Origin of the sequence: Rhizobium indicum (genome assembly GCF_005862305.2) — a bacterium.
GTDB lineage: Bacteria > Pseudomonadota > Alphaproteobacteria > Rhizobiales > Rhizobiaceae > Rhizobium > Rhizobium indicum.
Genome location: NZ_CP054021.1, coordinates 3,570,651 through 3,584,849 on the forward strand (window position 1 = coordinate 3,570,651; position 14,199 = coordinate 3,584,849).

Sequence of the window (14,199 nt, forward strand, 5' to 3'; positions counted from 1 at the left end):
GATCGCCTTGGCAATCGCACGGCGCAACCCTATGTTAGAAACGAATAAGACGGTCGCCATGAGGCGGCTGTTCCATGCTGGGGAGTTCAATGAACCCTAACTTACGTAATTTCGCCTTGTGGGCGATCATAGCGCTTCTGCTGATCGCCCTTTTCAGTATGTTTCAGACGGCGCCGGCGCAAACGGGCTCCCGTGAAATCCCTTATTCGCAGTTTCTGCGTGAGGTCGATGCGGGCCGTGTGAAGGACGTCGTGGTCACGGGCAACCGTCTCTCCGGAAGCTATGTTGAAAATGGCACCACCTTCCAGACCTATTCGCCTGTGATTGACGACAGTCTGCTCGATCGCCTGCAGTCGAAGAATGTCTTGGTTTCCGCCCGTCCTGAAACGGACGGCTCTTCGGGTTTCCTCAGCTATCTCGGCACGCTTTTGCCGATGCTTCTGATTCTCGGCGTCTGGCTGTTCTTCATGCGGCAGATGCAGGGCGGCTCGCGCGGCGCGATGGGCTTCGGCAAATCCAAGGCCAAGCTGCTCACCGAAGCGCATGGCCGCGTGACTTTCGAAGACGTTGCCGGTGTCGACGAGGCCAAGCAGGATCTCGAAGAAATCGTCGAATTCCTGCGTGATCCGCAGAAGTTCCAGCGTCTCGGCGGCAAGATCCCGCGCGGCGTGCTGCTCGTCGGCCCTCCGGGTACCGGCAAGACGCTGCTTGCCCGCTCGGTCGCCGGCGAAGCCAATGTGCCCTTCTTCACAATTTCGGGCTCCGACTTCGTCGAAATGTTCGTCGGCGTCGGTGCAAGCCGTGTGCGCGATATGTTCGAGCAGGCGAAGAAGAATGCGCCCTGCATCATCTTCATCGACGAAATCGATGCCGTCGGCCGTCATCGCGGCGCCGGTCTCGGCGGCGGTAATGACGAACGCGAGCAGACGCTGAACCAGTTGCTGGTCGAAATGGACGGCTTCGAGGCGAATGAAGGCGTGATCCTGATTGCCGCTACCAACCGTCCCGACGTTCTTGACCCGGCGCTGCTGCGTCCCGGCCGTTTCGACCGTCAGGTCGTGGTGCCGAATCCCGACATCGTCGGCCGCGAGCGCATCCTCAAGGTGCATGCCCGCAACGTTCCGCTGGCGCCGAATGTCGATCTCAAGATCCTCGCCCGCGGTACGCCCGGTTTTTCCGGCGCCGACCTGATGAACCTCGTCAACGAAGCCGCCCTCATGGCCGCCCGCCGCAACAAGCGCGTCGTCACCATGCAGGAATTCGAGGACGCCAAGGACAAGATCATGATGGGCGCCGAGCGCCGTTCCTCGGCGATGACCGAGGCGGAAAAGAAGCTCACCGCTTACCATGAGGCCGGACACGCCATGACCGCGCTCAATGTCGCCGTCGCCGATCCGCTGCACAAGGCGACGATCATTCCGCGCGGCCGTGCGCTCGGCATGGTCATGCAGCTTCCCGAGGGCGACCGCTACTCGATGAGCTACAAGTGGATGGTCTCACGCCTCTGCATCATGATGGGCGGCCGCGTTGCCGAAGAGCTCACCTTCGGCAAGGAGAACATCACTTCGGGTGCCTCCTCCGACATCGAGCAGGCCACGAAGCTTGCCCGCGCTATGGTCACGCAGTGGGGCTTCTCCGATCAACTCGGTCAGGTCGCCTATGGCGAGAACCAGCAGGAAGTCTTCCTCGGCCACTCGGTTTCGCAGTCGAAGAATGTTTCGGAAGCAACCGCGCAGAAGATCGACAATGAAGTGCGCCGCCTGATCGATGAAGCCTATACGCAGGCCCGCAAGATCCTGACGGAAAAGCACGACGAATTCGTCGTGCTTGCCGAAGGTCTGCTCGAATACGAGACACTGACCGGCGAAGAGATCAAGGCGCTGATCCGCGGCGAAAAGCCTTCCCGCGATCTCGGCGATGATTCGCCGCCGAGCCGCGGCTCGGCTGTTCCGAAGGCCGGCGCACGGCCTGCCACCAAGGGTGACGAGCCCGAAGGCGGCCTCGAACCGCAGCCGCATTGAACAGCGGCACTACCTTGAACAAGGCCGGATTTCCGAAGTGGGAGATCCGGCCTTTTCTATTGGTAACGGGATATAATCATTTTTCTTGCTAATTTACGTGCTGATCGCCGCATTTTGTGGCATTCCGCTGAATTGAGGCGAGCATGAATCACGCTCCTGGATTGACGACATTCCACTGAAGCCGGATTCGCTTGGAACGATGCGCTGCCTTGAATGGCGCGCGGAAAGCACAGGAGTGCAGATGAAGAGACGCTATTTCGGTACGGACGGCATTCGCGGCCAATCCAACGTCTTCCCGATGACGCCGGATCTCGCCATGCGGGTCGGCATTGCCGCCGGTACGATCTTCCGCCGCGGCAATCACCGCCACCGCGTCGTCATCGGCAAGGATACGCGCCTTTCCGGCTATATGCTGGAGAACGCCATGGTCGCGGGCTTCACGGCCGCGGGTCTCGACGCCTTTATTCTCGGCCCGATCCCGACACCAGCTGTTGCCATGCTGACACGCTCGCTGCGTGCCGACCTCGGCGTGATGATCTCCGCTTCGCACAATCCTTACGAGGATAACGGCATCAAGCTCTTCGGCCCTGATGGCTACAAGCTGTCCGACGACATCGAGGCCGAGATCGAGGATCTGCTCGAAAAGGACCTGAATGCGCAGCTTGCCAAATCCGACGACATCGGCCGCGCCAAGCGTGTCGACGGCGTGCATGACCGCTATATCGAACATGCCAAGCGTACGCTGCCGCGCGACGTGACACTGCAAGGCCTGAGGATCGCGATCGATTGCGCCAATGGGGCTGCCTACAAGGTGGCGCCGGCAGTGCTCTGGGAGCTCGGCGCCGAGGTCGTCACCATCGGCAACGAGCCGAACGGCACCAACATCAATCTCAATTGCGGCTCCACCAGCCCCGTCGCGTTGCAGAAGAAGGTCGATGAGGTGCGCGCCGATATTGGCATCGCCCTCGATGGCGATGCGGACCGCGTCATCATCGTCGACGAGAACGGCTCGATCGTCGACGGCGACCAGCTGATGGCAGTCATCGCCGAGAGCTGGGCCGAAAGCCAGCAGCTGCGCGGCAATGGTATCGTTGCGACCGTCATGTCCAATCTCGGCCTCGAGCGTTTCCTCGAGGATAAGGGCCTCGGCCTTGCCCGAACGAAGGTCGGGGACCGTTATGTCGTCGAGCATATGCGCCAGCACAATTACAATGTCGGCGGCGAGCAGTCCGGCCACATCGTGCTTTCGGACTACGGCACCACCGGCGACGGTCTCGTTGCCGCCCTGCAGATCCTGGCCGCGGTCAAGCGCACCGGCCGGACCGTCAGCGAGGTCTGCCGCCGCTTCGTGCCGGTGCCGCAGCTCCTGCGCAATGTCCGCATCAGCGGCGGCAAGCCGCTGGAGGATATCCAGGTGCAGAAGGCGATCGCCGATGCCGAAGCCGAGCTTGCCAGGAACGGCCGCCTCGTCATCCGCCCCTCGGGCACCGAGCCGCTGATCCGCGTCATGGCCGAAGGTGACGACCGCGCCCAGATCGAACGCATCGTCAACGAGTTGATCGGCACGATCTCGAACGTCCGGACCGCCGCCTGATTTTTCGGGACGAAATGTCAAAAGCCGGTACGCAAGTGCCGGCTTTTTCGCTATTGGCGCCTGCGGTTCGAAGATCCACTCCGCATTCAAAGGAAATATCATGAAAAAATTGGTGCGCCTGCTGCTGACGATCGCTCTCGCATTCGTCGTCTTTACCGGTTTCCGCTGGTACCGCTACATCACCAACACCGACAGCCCTTACGATGAAATCGGCATCACGCTCAACAACGCCGTGCCAGGCCCGATCAATGCCTGGGGCTGTGCCAAGCTCAAAACGACCTTTGGCAGCTCCTTGCCCCCGTATGGCTGCGCCGCCGAAAACGCGACGCAATGGAAGTGACAGCAGGATTTGTCGATTGGAGCAGCCGATCGACCTGACGGCGAAGGAGCCGACCCAGCGATTTGACGAGGCGGGGTTCATGGCGTTGCAGCTGGCGGTCTTTAGGGAGTCCGGCGGCTGCCAGCCTCAGCCTAGCTTCACGATATCGAGGAATTTGCCGCCAATCTCTCTCTTAACGTTTCTTCCCATTTATAGTTAAGCAGCTTTTAACGTTTCCAATTCATTATCCATACGAAGCGTACCAGATTGGCGGCGATTGAGCCTGCCGACGCAAACGGGATTTTGGAGTGGGATCCATGAAAACAAGCTTGTCCGGCATCTTCGCCGCATTGTTGATCGCGACAAACGCCTATTCCGCGGACTTCGCCCCTGCCGAGCCTATCCCGGAGCAGCCGCCTGAGGTGACCGTCACCGAAGCGACCGGCTGGTACCTGCGCGGCGATGTCGGCTATGCCTTCACCGATCTGCGCGGCGCCCGCTATTTCCAGGGCAGCAACGCCACGGAGGTCGATTTCGACCGTGCCGACCTGGACGACGCATGGACGGTCGGCGGCGGTGTCGGTTATCAGATCAACAGCTATCTGCGCACCGATCTGACCTTCGACTATCTCACCCAGGCAGATTTCAAGGGCTCGACGGTTGGGCAGTGCGGCTTTCCGCTGGTGGACTGCACCTCGAGCGACCGCTCTTCGCTGACAGCCTATACGCTGCTCGCCAATGCCTATGTCGATCTCGGCACCTACGGCTACGTCACGCCTTATGTCGGCGCCGGTATCGGTGGTTCTTACGTGAAGTGGAAGAACCTGCGCAACGTCGCCTGCGCCGATGACGGCAGCTTCTGCGACGACCAGGTCACCCATGGCGGCAAGGGCAACTGGCGCTTTACCTACGCCCTCATGGCCGGCGCTTCGATCGACGTGACCTGCAACGTCAAGGCCGATGTCGGCTATCGCTACCTGCATATCGACGGCGGCAACATGTTCGGCTATGCCGACAATGGCGGCCCGGGCCGCGACAAGGGTCTCAGCGTTCACGAAGCCCGCGTCGGTGCCCGCTATCTCTTCGGCGGCTGCGCCCAGGCGAGCTACGAACCGCCGCCGGAAATCCCGCTGCAGCAGCCTGTCTACAAGTAAGTCCAATTCCCAGACATTTGAAAGCCGCCCCCAACCGGGCGGCTTTTCGTATTGCGGCCCTACCGCCCTGCGTCAAAATATGTTCCGCCCGCGACACTTCGATCTTGACTATGACGCGCCGGATCCATACACACGGCGGCGGGACACCCTTCCCCAACGAAGGGCTTTCTATCTGAGAGGATAGCATCATGGCGAAGACCGCAAAGCCGGACATCCGTCCGCACAATACCCATTTTTCTTCTGGCCCCTGCTCGAAGCGCCCCGGTTGGTCGCTCGAAGCCCTTTCCGACGCGGCCCTTGGCCGTTCGCACCGCGCGAAGGTCGGCAAGGCCAAGCTCAAGCAGGCCATCGACCTTACCCGTGAAATTCTCGAAGTGCCGGCGGATTACCGCATCGGCATCGTTCCGGCGTCCGACACCGGCGCCGTCGAAATGGCGCTCTGGTCGCTGCTTGGCGAACGTGGCGTCGATATGCTCGCCTGGGAAAGCTTCGGCGCCGGCTGGGTCACCGATGTCGTCAAGCAGCTGAAGCTCAAGGATGTGCGCAAGCTCGAAGCCGGCTACGGCGAGCTTCCCGATCTCTCCGCCGTCGATTTCGACCGTGATGTCGTCTTCACCTGGAACGGCACCACCTCGGGCGTGCGCGTGCCGAACGCCGCTTTCATCCCTGATAACCGCAAGGGCCTGACGATCTGCGACGCCACCTCGGCCGCTTTCGCGCAGGAACTCGATTTCGCGAAGCTCGACGTCGTCACCTTCTCCTGGCAGAAGGTTCTGGGCGGCGAGGGCGCACACGGGGTCATCATTCTTTCGCCGCGCGCCGTCGAGCGTCTGGTCACCTATACGCCGGCCTGGCCGCTGCCGAAGATCTTCCGCATGACCTCGGGTGGCAAGCTGACGGAAGGTATCTTTGAGGGCGAGACGATCAACACGCCGTCGATGCTCTGCGTTGAGGACTATATCGATGCGCTTGTCTGGGCCAAGGGGCTCGGCGGCCTCAAGGGGCTGATCGCGCGTGCCGACGCCAATGCCAAGGTCATCCACGATTTCGTCGCGGCGAACGACTGGATCGCCAATCTCGCCGTCAAGGCGGAAACGGCCTCCAACACCTCCGTCTGCCTGAAGATCGTCGACAAGGACATCGCAGCGCTTGACGACGACGGCCAGGCGAATTTCGCCAAGGGCCTGGTCGGCCTCCTGGAAAAGGAAGGTGTCGCTTATGACGTCGGCCACTACCGCGACGCGCCGTCCGGCCTGCGCATCTGGGCCGGCGCCACGATCGAGGCATCCGACATGCAGAAGCTGATGCCCTGGCTTTCCTGGGCCTTCGAAACGCAGAAGGCGCAGCTTAATCAGGCCGCCGCCTGAGGTGATCGCATTCGGCTCCGCCATAGGGCGGAGCAGCATTCCTGATTCATTCATCGCTGAACACTTTTGAAGGAGGCCCTCATGGCACCTCGCGTTCTCGTATCCGACGAATTGTCGGAAACCGCCGTCCAGATCTTCCGCGACCGCGGCGTCGAAGTCGATTTCGAACCGCAGCTCGGCAAGGACAAAGACCGTCTGCTCGAAGTCATCGGCAAGTATGATGGCCTGGCCATCCGCTCCGCCACCAAGGTGACGGAAAAGATTATCGAGGGGGCGACGAACCTCAAGGTCGTCGGCCGTGCCGGCATCGGCGTCGACAATGTCGATATCCCGGCCGCCTCGCGCCGCGGCATCATCGTGATGAACACGCCCTTCGGTAACTCGATCACGACGGCCGAACACGCGATCGCACTGATGTTCGCCGTCGCCCGCCAGCTTCCGGCAGCCGATACCTCGACGCAGGCCGGCAAGTGGGAGAAGTCGAAATTCATGGGCGTCGAGATCACCGGCAAGACGCTCGGCGTCATCGGCGCCGGCAATATCGGTTCGATCGTCTGCGCCCGGGCCATCGGCCTGAAGATGCACGTCGTCGCCTACGATCCGTTCCTCTCCAAGGAGCGCGCCGAAGAGATGGGCGTCACCAAGGTCGAGCTGGAAGAGCTTTTCGCTCGCGCCGACTTCATCACGCTGCATGTGCCGATGACCGACAAGACGCGCGGCATCCTCAACAAGGAAGCGCTGGCAAAGACCAAGCCCGGCGTGCGCATTATCAACTGCGCCCGCGGCGGCCTGGTCGATGAGGCAGCGCTTGCCGAGGCCATCAAGTCGGGCCATGTCGCGGGTGCAGCCTTCGACGTGTTCGAGGTCGAGCCCGCCAAGGAAAGCCCGCTCTTCGGCCTGCCGAACGTCGTCTGCACGCCGCATCTCGGCGCCTCGACGACCGAGGCTCAGGAAAACGTCGCTTTGCAGGTGGCCGAACAGATGGCGGATTACCTTGTCAATGGTGCGGTCTCCAACGCCATCAACATGCCGTCGATCACGGCTGAGGAAGCGCCGATCCTGAAGCCCTTCATCCGTCTAGCCGACGTTCTCGGCGCCTTCGTCGGCCAGGTCACCGAAGAGCCGATCAAGGAAATCGAAATCCTCTATGACGGCATCACCGCCAACATGAATACGCGGGCGCTGACGAGCGCTGTGCTCGCCGGCCTCATCCGCCCGCAGGTTGCCGACGTCAACATGGTTTCGGCGCCGATCATGATCAAGGAAAAGGGCATCGTGCTTTCCGAGGTCAAGCGCGACAAAACCGGTGTCTTCGACGGCTATATCAAGCTGACGGTGACCACCGAAAGCATGACACGCTCGGTCGCCGGCACGGTGTTTTCGGACGGCAAGCCGCGCTTCATCCAGATCAAGGGCATCAACCTCGATGCCGATGTCGGCTCGCACATGATCTATATCACCAATACCGACGTCCCCGGCATGATCGGCTTCATCGGCACGACGCTTGGTGCTGCCGGCGTCAACATTGCCAACTTCCAGCTCGGCCGTGACAAGCAGGGCGGCGACGCCATCGCACTGCTCTATGTCGACGGCAAGGTTGATGACGCCGTGCTTGCTGAGTTGACCGCCCACCAGGCGGTTCGCCAGGCAAAGCCGCTGACCTTCAATATCGACTGAGTTTTTCCTCCCGAGGAAATGAAAAACCCGGCGCTGGCAACGGCGCCGGGTTTTTGCTGTGTCGGGAACCAATGAATTTAGTGGTGCCGGCGTTTCCGGCGAAGGATTTTGCCGAAATGGGCGACATCGTCTTCAGCCTTCGTGCGGTGAAGGAAGGCGAGCCTGCTGCCGTCGAGACCCTGGAAGAATTCGTCCCAGGAAATCTCTTCCTGCGTTTCAGAGGAAAAATCGACGCGCACGGTTTCGCTGTCCGGTGCGTTCTTGATCCGGGCAGGATGGCCGCCGCGCTCCTCGATCCAGTGTCTGATCCTGCTGTAATCCGTCGTCGTGCCGAACCTGCCCATGAAACCCTCCTCAGCAATTCGATTGCGACTTCGATGCCCAAGAACGCACGATCGAGGGAATTGTTCCGTGGTGCCTCAAATATTTTATCGAGGACCGAGATCGCGATGGCAAACCGCCGCTTTTGCACATTCTGAAGGCGAAAGCCTAAAGTTTAACCCCGAGTATGATTCTGATTTTATTTAACTTTTCTCAGTATATCCCTGTCATCGGCATCAACCGCACGCGAATTTCGATGGCCCCCTTGCAGAAGACCGAGCAGACCGAAGCATTAAACGACGACTTCCGGTCATTGTTTGCAACGCATCCGTCGCCGATGTGGGTCTATGATCCGATATCGCTGCGCTTTCTCATCGTCAACGAGGCGGCGGCAGCACTTTACGGCTATGGCGCGGACGAGTACCGGCGCATGACGGTTCTGGATATCCGCCCTGAGCATGAGCGGGAACGGATGAGCGACGCCGTCAGCGGCCGTACCGACATGGAAAAGGCGGAACGCTGGGTTCACCTCAAGGCGAGCGGCGAGACCTTCGAAGTGCTGACCTATGGCCGAGAAGTGCGTTTCGAGGGCCGGGCCGCAATCCTGGCGATCGTGCAGGATCGCAGCGAGGTCAACGCCGCCAGACGCCAGATGAGCGATACGCGCTCGCTTCTCGACAGCATCGTCGACAACCTGCCGGTCGGCGTCTTCGTCAAGGACATGGAAGCGGACGGGCTTTACGTTCTCTTCAACGAGGCCTGCGGCGACATCGTCGGCATGAGGGCGGAGCAGGTGGTCGGCCGAACCGACCGGGCGCTGTTTTCCCCCAGTCAGACAGACGCCTTCCGCGAGCAGGATCGCCGGGCCTTCGAAGCCAATGCGACGATCAGCTTCGAGGAGACCATGCTGCGCGCCGATGGCGTGCCGCGCATCCTGCGCACCGTCAAGCGCGCCCTGCCGACGCCCGAGGGTCATGCGCCGCGTTATCTGCTCGGCATCTCGCAGGACGTGACGGAGGAGCGGACCGTCGAGGCGAAGCTTGCCCATCTCGCCATGCATGATTCGCTCACCGGCCTGCCGAACCGGGCGGCATTTTCCAATCATATCAACCAGCGGGCGGTCGAAGCGACTGCCGACAGCCCGATCGCGCTGCTTTATATTGACGTCGATCATTTCAAGCATATCAACGACAGCAAGGGGCATGCCGCCGGCGACGCGCTGCTTTGCCAAGTGTCGGAGCGGCTGCTGCAGCTGGCGGAGGAGGGCGATCTGGTTGCCCGTCTCGGCGGCGACGAATTCGCCGTCGTGCTGGAGCTCGACGAACCGGAGCGGGCGGGGCGTTTTGCGCAGCGGCTGCTCAAGGCGCTGAGCCGTGCCTTCGATCTCGATGGCGCCCGGGAGCATGTCACCTGCAGTATCGGCATCGCCTTGGCGCCCGATCATGCCGGCGACGCGGATGTGTTGATGCGGCACGCGGATCTGGCACTCTATGCCGCCAAGGAGAGCGGACGCTCGACCTATCGTTTCTACGAGATGGAGATGCGGCTTGCCGCTGAACGCCGGCACGTGATGACCGCCGAGCTGTGGGAAGCGCTGGAGAAGCGCCAGTTCGAGCTGCATTACCAGCCGATCGTGCAGCTCGACAATGACGGCATCGCTGGCTTCGAAGCGCTGATCCGCTGGCGCCATCCTAAGCGCGGTCTGGTGGCGCCGATGGAATTCATTCCGCTCGCCGAGGAAACCGGCCTTATCGTGCCGATCGGCGACTGGGTGATCCGGGAAGCTTGCCGCGCGGCCGCCGGCTGGCCCGCCCATCTGAGGATCGCCGTCAATCTCTCCGTCAGCCAGTTTCGGCATGCGAGCCTGCTTTCGACCGTGGTCGCGGCGCTCGACGAGACGGGCCTCAATGCCGACCGGCTTGAAATCGAAATCACCGAATCCGTATTCCTGACCGACGCCGACCAAAGCTTGCCGCGGCTGCGCGCATTGAAGGAGCTCGGCCTCCGCATCGCCATCGACGATTTCGGCACCGGTTATTCGTCGCTGAGCTATCTCCGATCCTTCCCCTTCGACAAGATCAAGCTCGACCGCAGCTTCGTTTCGGGCATCGAGACGGATGCGGGCAATCTCGCCATCGTGCGTGCCGTCGTTGGCATCGGCTCCGGCTTCAACGCGACGACGCTGGCCGAAGGGATCGAGACGGAAGAGCAGTTGCAGAAGCTGCGTGCCGAAGGTTTCAGTGAGGTGCAGGGCTATCTGATCGGCCGGCCGATGCCGCAGCACGAGGCAGAGGCGTTGATCCACGGCCGCGCGCTGAAGGCCGCTTCGTCACGCAGATAGAGTCGCTTAAGCGACAGCTGGCAGTGGCGTCCAGGGAAAGGTATTCGCCGGATGCCATCAAGCATTCGTCATTTTGAGAAAGCCGGCAGAAGCGGCATAATTGTCGTGGGCTGGAAAGGAGGATGTCTATGAAACGCTATTCATTATCGATGATCGGACTGGCGCTCGTAACCGCCATTATCGCCAATCCGGGCATCGCATTCGCCTGCAACAAGCTGATCGGCACTTGAGCCGCACCCCCCGCTCCAAGGCGCGGCTTCGGCTGCGCCTTCTCTTCAGGCGGGAATGCGAAATATCGGCGCCCGAAGGCTGCCCCTTGCGCCCAAGGACAATCCTTTCTATATCGGTGCCTCATCGAGAGACGGCGGCCGATCCCGCCGGAGATCAGCAATCCGCCGCAATTGCAGCGCAAGGGCGGATCGTGACCGCGCAGAATTGGCACCATCGTTGAACACACTGGATTTTGACAAGAAGCCGGAAGAGACCCGCGTCGTCGTCGCCATGTCGGGCGGCGTCGATTCATCCGTCGTCGCCGGCCTTCTCAAACAGCAGGGTTATGATGTGCTCGGCATCACGCTGCAGCTTTACGATCATGGCGCCGCCGTTCACCGCGCGGGCTCCTGTTGCGCCGGCCAGGATATCGACGACGCGCGCCGCGTCTGCGAAACGCTCGGCATTCCGCATTACGTGCTCGATTACGAAAAGCGCTTTCGTGAGACGGTGATCAACCCATTCGCCGAAAGCTATGTGGCGGGCGAAACGCCGATCCCTTGCGTTTCCTGCAACCAGACCGTCAAATTCGCCGATCTTCTGGCGACCGCCAAGGAGCTTGGCGCCGATGCGCTGGCGACCGGCCATTATATCCGCTCGGGACGGAATCCTTCGCCGGACAATCCCGGCCGCCGCGCGCTTTTCCGCCCGGCCGATGCCGACCGCGACCAAAGCTATTTCCTCTTCGCCACGACGCAGGAACAGATCGATTATCTCCGCTTTCCCCTGGGCGGCCTGCCGAAGGCCGAGACCCGCAGGCTCGCCGAAGAGATGGGCCTCGTCGTTGCCAAGAAGGCCGACAGCCAAGACATCTGCTTCGTGCCGCAGGGCAAATATTCCGACGTCATCACCAAGCTGAAGCCGAATGCGGCGCTCGCCGGCGAGATCGTCCATCTTGATGGGCGCGTGCTCGGCACCCATGAGGGCATCCTGCATTTCACGATCGGCCAGCGCCGCGGCATCGGCATCGCCACCGGCGAGCCGCTCTACGTCGTCTTTCTCGATGCTCGCTCGCGCCGGGTCATCGTCGGGCCAAAAGAGGCGCTGGAAACGCACCGCGTCTACCTGCGTGACGTCAACTGGCTGGGTGACGAGACGCTTGCGGAAGCCGCCGCCGGCAAGGGCTTTGCCTGTTACGCCAAGGTCCGCTCGACAAGGGCGCCGGCGCCCGCCGTCCTGCATATCGATGCAACAGGCACCTATGTCGACCTGACGGTCGGCGAGGCGGGTATCGCGCCCGGCCAGGCCTGCGCGCTTTATTCCGCGCCCGGCGACAACGCCCGCGTCTTCGGCGGCGGTTTCATCGAACGCTCCGAGCGTGAACCTTCGGCGGAAGCCTGCCTGAAGGCCCTTTTGGCCAGCCCCGTCGCCGCCTGAAACCGATCGGAAACAGGAGGCGGTAAAGCCCACCCTTTTTCTCGATCATGCGCTTGACACAAAGCCGAAGCGCACCTTATAAGCCGCTCATCCCACGAACCGGCATCGCTTCGCGAGCGGGTGTCGTTGACCAGTGGCGGAGTAGCTCAGTAGGTCAGAGCAGAGGAATCATAATCCTTGTGTCGGGGGTTCAAATCCCTCCTCCGCTACCATCTGTTTTCATTACATAAAATGCGAATTTTGGAGGCCGAAAAGACGGCCTCTTTTTTTGGCGTGATGGCACACTGGTGGCAACCACCAAACGTGGCGGTGAGGGACAAAACCAGTCCGGCCCTGATCTGCAGGATTCCCGCCAACGCTGAGGACAGGCCTATCTGTAGAGCGTCAGAAGCAACAGAGGCATCTTCGTCGCCCAAAGGTGGGATGCGACAGCGATAATAATAGCCCATACGGCGAGCGAGAACATGACCGCCGCTAACCTGATCCCGACTGGCTGCATCATTTCCTCCATCCCAGCATAATCGTGCCCCCTCGAGCGATCCAATGCTAGCAAGATGCAGGCCCGTCAGCTATCGCAAGAAATTGGTACCCAGATAGGCGCCGCAGAGCGCAGTCGGTGAAGGTGCACAGATTTCGGTGATGCGGCGCCCTTTCCCCATCAATCAGACGATGAAATGAAAGTTGTCGTATTGCGCGCCGTAATAATCCGGGCCGCTCGTTTCGTTGATGACGGGTTCGGTGTCGAGCACGAGAGAGTCGATTTCGCCGTAGGCGCTGAGATCGATCACTTGCGGGTCATGAATGCTGTCGGCGGTGACGTTGACTGTGACCAAGAATACGGTATCGCCGTCCAGCTTACCTTCGATCGTCAGAACGTTGTCATAGTCCGATGTGCCGTTTGCGACACTGAATTGCTCGATCTGAAAGTTGCCGCCATCGGCGGCTTGGATGGGTGTCCAGAACACGCCTCCTCCCAGATAGTGGTTGCCATCCGCTTCCTCCCGCACAGTCGCGTCGTCACCATCGTACCAGGCGCCCCAATCGAAGCCTTTGTAGCCCGTCGGGAAGTCGTGGTTGCCGACATCCTCGAAATTGACGAAGACGTCGCCGCGTTCCGGCAGGTCGACCGCGATGTTGAGCAAGCCGAAATCGGTGGCGCCTTTGCCATCCGAGATCTTGAAATTGAACTGGTCGACGAGTTGGTCTCCCGGGCCGAGCGCTGATACCACCGGGTTGGTGTGATCGAGCTCATATGTGTAGTTACCGTTGGAATAGACGGTCAGAGTGCCGTATTTTCCCTCGACTGTGGTGGTCGTGGCAGGCCCGTTCGGATCGGCCGGTTGCGGAATTCGCTGTCCATTGACGAAGTTGAGACGCACCTGATCTCCGTCGGCATCCACCGAACTTGTATTGTCCAGGATGTTGCCGTCGATCGGGTTGTCGATGTTGAAAATAGGCTGGTATACATCACCTGCGACCGGCTTGTGGTTTGCCATTTCTACCTCCCGTGTGATTTTCTGCTCGACTATGCAACCCTATCGGGTATCTGGCAACCGAAATTGAGGGAGCGTCAGAGCAATTCCGCCCGTCAACGCCACACATTCCGGTCGATTACAGCTCAACTGTTCAAGTAAAGGGAGCGGCATAAACGTCGATCCCGTTTATGAACCAGGATTTACGTCTTGTCTTACGTTGCAGCCGCTTCATCGATCATGGTGTTTCTCGCCCTTTCAGGCGATCCATCAATTCGGCCAGCGG

At 60.9% G+C, this 14,199-nt stretch carries 10 protein-coding genes and 1 tRNA gene; 9 read left to right on the top strand and 2 right to left on the bottom strand.

Features of this window, described 5'->3' with window-relative positions:
* Positions 1 to 89 precede the first annotated feature (89 nt).
* The 6 genes from ftsH (at position 90) to serA (ending at position 8,132) form a co-directional block, all read left to right on the top strand.
* A complete protein-coding gene (gene ftsH, locus FFM53_RS17390; RefSeq protein WP_011653398.1) occupies positions 90 to 2,021 on the top strand; it encodes an ATP-dependent zinc metalloprotease FtsH in 1,932 nt (643 codons plus the stop codon).
* Between the two features lie 241 nt (positions 2,022 to 2,262).
* Complete coding sequence (glmM, locus tag FFM53_RS17395; RefSeq protein WP_138390907.1) at positions 2,263 to 3,615, top strand: phosphoglucosamine mutase; 1,353 nt, start codon at positions 2,263 to 2,265, stop codon at positions 3,613 to 3,615.
* Positions 3,616 to 3,715: 100 nt separating this feature from the next.
* Positions 3,716 to 3,955, top strand: coding sequence for a hypothetical protein (locus FFM53_RS17400; protein WP_138390906.1), 240 nt, complete (start codon positions 3,716 to 3,718; stop codon positions 3,953 to 3,955).
* Between the two features lie 296 nt (positions 3,956 to 4,251).
* The gene (locus FFM53_RS17405) at positions 4,252 to 5,088 is read left to right on the top strand and encodes an outer membrane protein (RefSeq protein ID WP_138390905.1); all 837 of its coding nucleotides are present in this window, start codon (positions 4,252 to 4,254) and stop codon (positions 5,086 to 5,088) included.
* A 188-nt stretch (positions 5,089 to 5,276) separates the two neighbouring features.
* Positions 5,277 to 6,455, top strand: coding sequence for a phosphoserine transaminase (locus FFM53_RS17410; protein ID WP_138390904.1), 1,179 nt, complete (start codon positions 5,277 to 5,279; stop codon positions 6,453 to 6,455).
* A gap of 81 nt (positions 6,456 to 6,536) precedes the next feature.
* Complete coding sequence (gene serA / locus FFM53_RS17415; protein WP_003542699.1) at positions 6,537 to 8,132, top strand: phosphoglycerate dehydrogenase; 1,596 nt, start codon at positions 6,537 to 6,539, stop codon at positions 8,130 to 8,132.
* Between the two features lie 77 nt (positions 8,133 to 8,209).
* On the opposite strand, the gene FFM53_RS17420 is transcribed toward serA, so the two are convergent.
* The gene (locus tag FFM53_RS17420) at positions 8,210 to 8,476 is read right to left on the bottom strand and encodes a hypothetical protein (protein ID WP_138390903.1); all 267 of its coding nucleotides are present in this window, start codon (positions 8,474 to 8,476) and stop codon (positions 8,210 to 8,212) included.
* Between the two features lie 164 nt (positions 8,477 to 8,640).
* Here FFM53_RS17420 and FFM53_RS17425 point away from each other — a divergent pair, with 164 nt between their 5' ends.
* From FFM53_RS17425 to FFM53_RS17435, 3 genes are all read left to right on the top strand, one after another.
* Positions 8,641 to 10,794 (top strand): putative bifunctional diguanylate cyclase/phosphodiesterase, encoded by a 2,154-nt coding sequence (locus tag FFM53_RS17425; protein WP_138390902.1) that lies wholly within the window; start codon positions 8,641 to 8,643, stop codon positions 10,792 to 10,794.
* A 447-nt stretch (positions 10,795 to 11,241) separates the two neighbouring features.
* Positions 11,242 to 12,441, top strand: coding sequence for a tRNA 2-thiouridine(34) synthase MnmA (gene mnmA / locus FFM53_RS17430; protein ID WP_138390901.1), 1,200 nt, complete (start codon positions 11,242 to 11,244; stop codon positions 12,439 to 12,441).
* A 135-nt stretch (positions 12,442 to 12,576) separates the two neighbouring features.
* Positions 12,577 to 12,653, top strand: a tRNA-Met gene (locus tag FFM53_RS17435).
* A 450-nt stretch (positions 12,654 to 13,103) separates the two neighbouring features.
* Here the strand turns inward: FFM53_RS17435 and FFM53_RS17440 are convergent.
* Entirely contained in the window at positions 13,104 to 13,937 is an 834-nt protein-coding gene (locus tag FFM53_RS17440; protein ID WP_138390900.1) for a VCBS domain-containing protein, read from the bottom strand.
* Positions 13,938 to 14,199: the final 262 nt, after the last annotated feature.